The organism is Psychrobacter sp. L7 (assembly GCF_002810365.1).
In the GTDB taxonomy this organism is placed as follows: Bacteria; Pseudomonadota; Gammaproteobacteria; order Pseudomonadales; family Moraxellaceae; genus Psychrobacter; species Psychrobacter celer.
Genome location: NZ_NEXR01000018.1, coordinates 1 through 3,229, shown reverse-complemented (window position 1 = coordinate 3,229; position 3,229 = coordinate 1). Strand labels below are relative to the sequence as shown.

At 41.9% G+C, this 3,229-nt stretch carries 4 protein-coding genes; all 4 read right to left on the bottom strand.

All coding sequences use genetic code 11. The features are described 5' to 3' along the window. The coding region (locus tag CAP50_RS12495; RefSeq protein ID WP_172953137.1) for a protein rep at window positions 1–767 on the bottom strand (767 nt) is incomplete at its 3' end. A gap of 74 nt (window positions 768–841) precedes the next feature. Next, window positions 842–1,132, bottom strand: a complete 291-nt coding sequence (locus CAP50_RS12490; protein ID WP_100750140.1) for a hypothetical protein — start codon at window positions 1,130–1,132, stop codon at window positions 842–844. Next, window positions 1,132–1,452: a hypothetical protein gene (locus tag CAP50_RS12485; protein ID WP_100750139.1), complete on the bottom strand. Its 321-nt coding sequence runs from the start codon at window positions 1,450–1,452 to the stop codon at window positions 1,132–1,134. The genes CAP50_RS12490 and CAP50_RS12485 overlap by 1 nt, the downstream gene beginning before the upstream one ends. Window positions 1,453–1,962: 510 nt before the next feature. Beyond that, window positions 1,963–3,186, bottom strand: coding sequence for a protein rep (locus CAP50_RS12480; RefSeq protein ID WP_153045450.1), 1,224 nt, complete (start codon window positions 3,184–3,186; stop codon window positions 1,963–1,965). Between the last annotated feature and the right edge of the window lie 43 nt (window positions 3,187–3,229).

Genomic DNA, 3,229 nt, shown 5'->3' with positions numbered 1-3,229 from the left:
AGATATGAATVAGAGACAGCATCCACACCATGCTCAAGACTAGGTAATTTCAGCTTAGCCTTACGACAAGCCTCTATCCATTCAAGGCCTAAAAACGTCTGCAAAGCACCTGTGTCTATTTGATGGTCAAAGAAAACAAGCAAGTGATAATGCGGATGCCAACCATTGTCACCATAAGTAACTTCGGTTGCTGTGATACGGCCAACACAACCCAAAGCTTTCATCATGTTTTTAACTTTGGTCTTCTCCCAAAGTTTTTGTTTTGCACGAGCTTGACCCTTGAGTAAATCGGGCAGGTTATCACCCTTGTGATGGCTATTGGTGAGTGTCACCAAATACACGTAACCGCCACGCTTTTGCCAACCATCAACTGCCGTTTTCATTTCCTCGCGACGACCCTCCGTAATTTTGCGAGCGCAAAAAGGACATGTCCACACACTACCACAGCGTTGTACGTTGTCATAGTGAGCTTTCTCTCGTTTCTGGTTGTATCGTACTGAAACTAACTTACCAGCGTCTATACGCCGTTTTAAGCAGTAATTGACCCTATGAATATAGGTGTCATAAGTTTGACCTTTACCGTTAGTGCGTTTTTCTGTCTTAGTGAGGCAACTACACGCCAATTCTTGCACGGCAAACAGCTCTACAAGTTTATGCGCCTCTTCAAGGTCATTTCCTTGCAGCCCTTTGTTTTCGGGAACTACCTGTAATTTCGTAGTATTACCAAGGGAATCCGTTTTTTGATTAGAATTAGGTGTGTTTTTCATGATATAATACGTCCTGTAATATGTAGTAAACCCCTGTAGGATGCCAGTCCTTAGCAGGGGTTTTTTATTGCCTGTTAGTAGGCTTTTAGCTGTGGTTTTGAGCCTTTGCTGACGAAGTAAATAATATTGCCCTTACTTGGAGCGAACGCTCCAATGTCGATAGAAATATCTTTGCCTTGCATCTCGTTCCAGTCGCCCAAGTCTTGAATTGTTAAATCCATTAAATCCATTTTTACATCACCATTCGGCAATGCTACTTCACCCATAAGTTGCACTTTATGACGTTCAGCATATTCTGTGCCGTCTTTCCCCTTTCCGCCTTCCTGTGTAAATACATTTATGACTTTGCCTGATAGCTTTAGCATTATTTAATCTCCAACATTTCATTTTTAATAGGCTCAGCAGCTTTAGACAAAGTCTTAATTTCTTCCTCGCTCATGTTAGAAATCATAGTGCCTAAGGCAACTTTAACTAATTCGTTAGCAACGGTATTTAAACTATTACCTGATAAATCAGCTATAGCTTTCATTTGTGGATACGTTTCATAACTAAATCGAATAGTGCAACTTTTTTCGGCAGCCATAACATCCATAGAACAGTTGCCAGTAACCGAGCTAATCAAATTTACTAAGCTACGCTGATGAGGTGGTAAGTTGTGGTAGTTTTCTGGTTCAAAAATATCCATGTTTCTATCCTGTTTCATTTTTTGGTTTATAGTAGAATACAATATAATTTATAGATAATCCAGTTTATTGACAGTTAATTATTCATGCAATGCTGAACGCTTGCCCTTGGCGAAAAGATGCCAAGTGCGCTACCAGCCGAAAATTGAGGGGTCTCTACCGTCATTTATCAAAAAGACTGTTAGCTGGAGGGCAGAGGAGCAAGAGAAATTACATACTTTGGTATACAGCCAGAGCCATACAATTCTTGCATGGTTTTTTATCGTGCCGATGGCATAATTTTTGTTCACACACTATGCAACTGGTTGCAAACGACCTAAAGCCATACGGCACAAGGGATTGCTTGTACCACAAATGGACTGCACGCTGTACCACAAATCATCAAAAAAACACCCCTTAGCCCAGCAGGGGTAAGGGGTTGCTTGTGGGACAAGGTGATTTTATTTTGGGCAAATATATGTGACCTAAGCCGCAGTCGGATGACGCCACTGAAGGACGCACGCGCCCGCAACTTAGGTCAGTGCTAGCGCCTTGTTTATCTCTTCTTTTTCTAGCCAGTCCGCCTCTATGAGTGCATATTTCCAAATAAGCTTATCAACCCTATCACCACCATCTAAATGATCTGCTTTACAAGCATTCAGATATTCACCACGTATCTTATATTTAAGGATTAGCCGCCAAATTTTTGTAGCAACCTCTTTTATCTCAATACTTTCTTTTTCTGTCTCTTCCGCTATCTCTTCATCGGTACGATTAGAGACACTAAGCAACGCCTTAAGCCCTTTCGTCCAGTGAAGTTGCGCTTTACCTTTAAACGCATCAGCGAAAACTTTAAATAAGTAGCAATATTGGGGATTGTCCTCTGATTGCCTAAGCAAATCAAAAGGAGTAAGGCTGTCTTTTTTGCCTTTTTTCACATGACCCTTTGTCATCTCCTCCTCAATGCCCCACTTTGCCACGTAGTCGCTTAAGCGCTTACCCTTTTGTACATCCACACCATGCTCAAGACTAGGTAATTTCAGCTTAGCCTTACGACAAGCCTCTATCCATTCAAGGCCTAAAAACGTCTGCAAAGCACCTGTGTCTATTTGATGGTCAAAGAAAACAAGCAAGTGATAATGCGGATGCCAACCATTGTCACCATAAGTAACTTCGGTTGCTGTGATACGGCCAACACAACCCAAAGCTTTCATCATGTTTTTAACTTTGGTCTTCTCCCAAAGTTTTTGTTTTGCACGAGCTTGACCCTTGAGTAAATCGGGCAGGTTATCACCCTTGTGATGGCTATTGGTGAGTGTCACCAAATACACGTAACCGCCACGCTTTTGCCAACCATCAACTGCCGTTTTCATTTCCTCGCGACGACCCTCCGTAATTTTGCGAGCGCAAAAAGGACATGTCCACACACTACCACAGCGTTGTACGTTGTCATAGTGAGCTTTCTCTCGTTTCTGGTTGTATCGTACTGAAACTAACTTACCAGCGTCTATACGCCGTTTTAAGCAGTAATTGACCCTATGAATATAGGTGTCATAAGTTTGACCTTTACCGTTAGTGCGTTTTTCTGTCTTAGTGAGGCAACTACACGCCAATTCTTGCACGGCAAACAGCTCTACAAGTTTATGCGCCTCTTCAAGGTCATTTCCTTGCAGCCCTTTGTTTTCGGGAACTACCTGTAATTTCGTAGTATTACCAAGGGAATCCGTTTTTTGATTAGAATTAGGTGTGTTTTTCATGATATAATACGTCCTGTAATATGTAGTAAACCCCTGTAGGATG

Bases quoted from the DNA above. Each gene is read 5' to 3' on its own strand.
- CAP50_RS12490 (WP_100750140.1), bottom strand. From the start codon at position 1,132: ATGCTAAAGCTATCAGGCAAAGTCATAAATGTATTTACACAGGAAGGC.
- CAP50_RS12485 (WP_100750139.1), bottom strand. From the start codon at position 1,452: ATGGATATTTTTGAACCAGAAAACTACCACAACTTACCACCTCATCAG.
- CAP50_RS12480 (WP_153045450.1), bottom strand. From the start codon at position 3,186: ATGAAAAACACACCTAATTCTAATCAAAAAACGGATTCCCTTGGTAAT.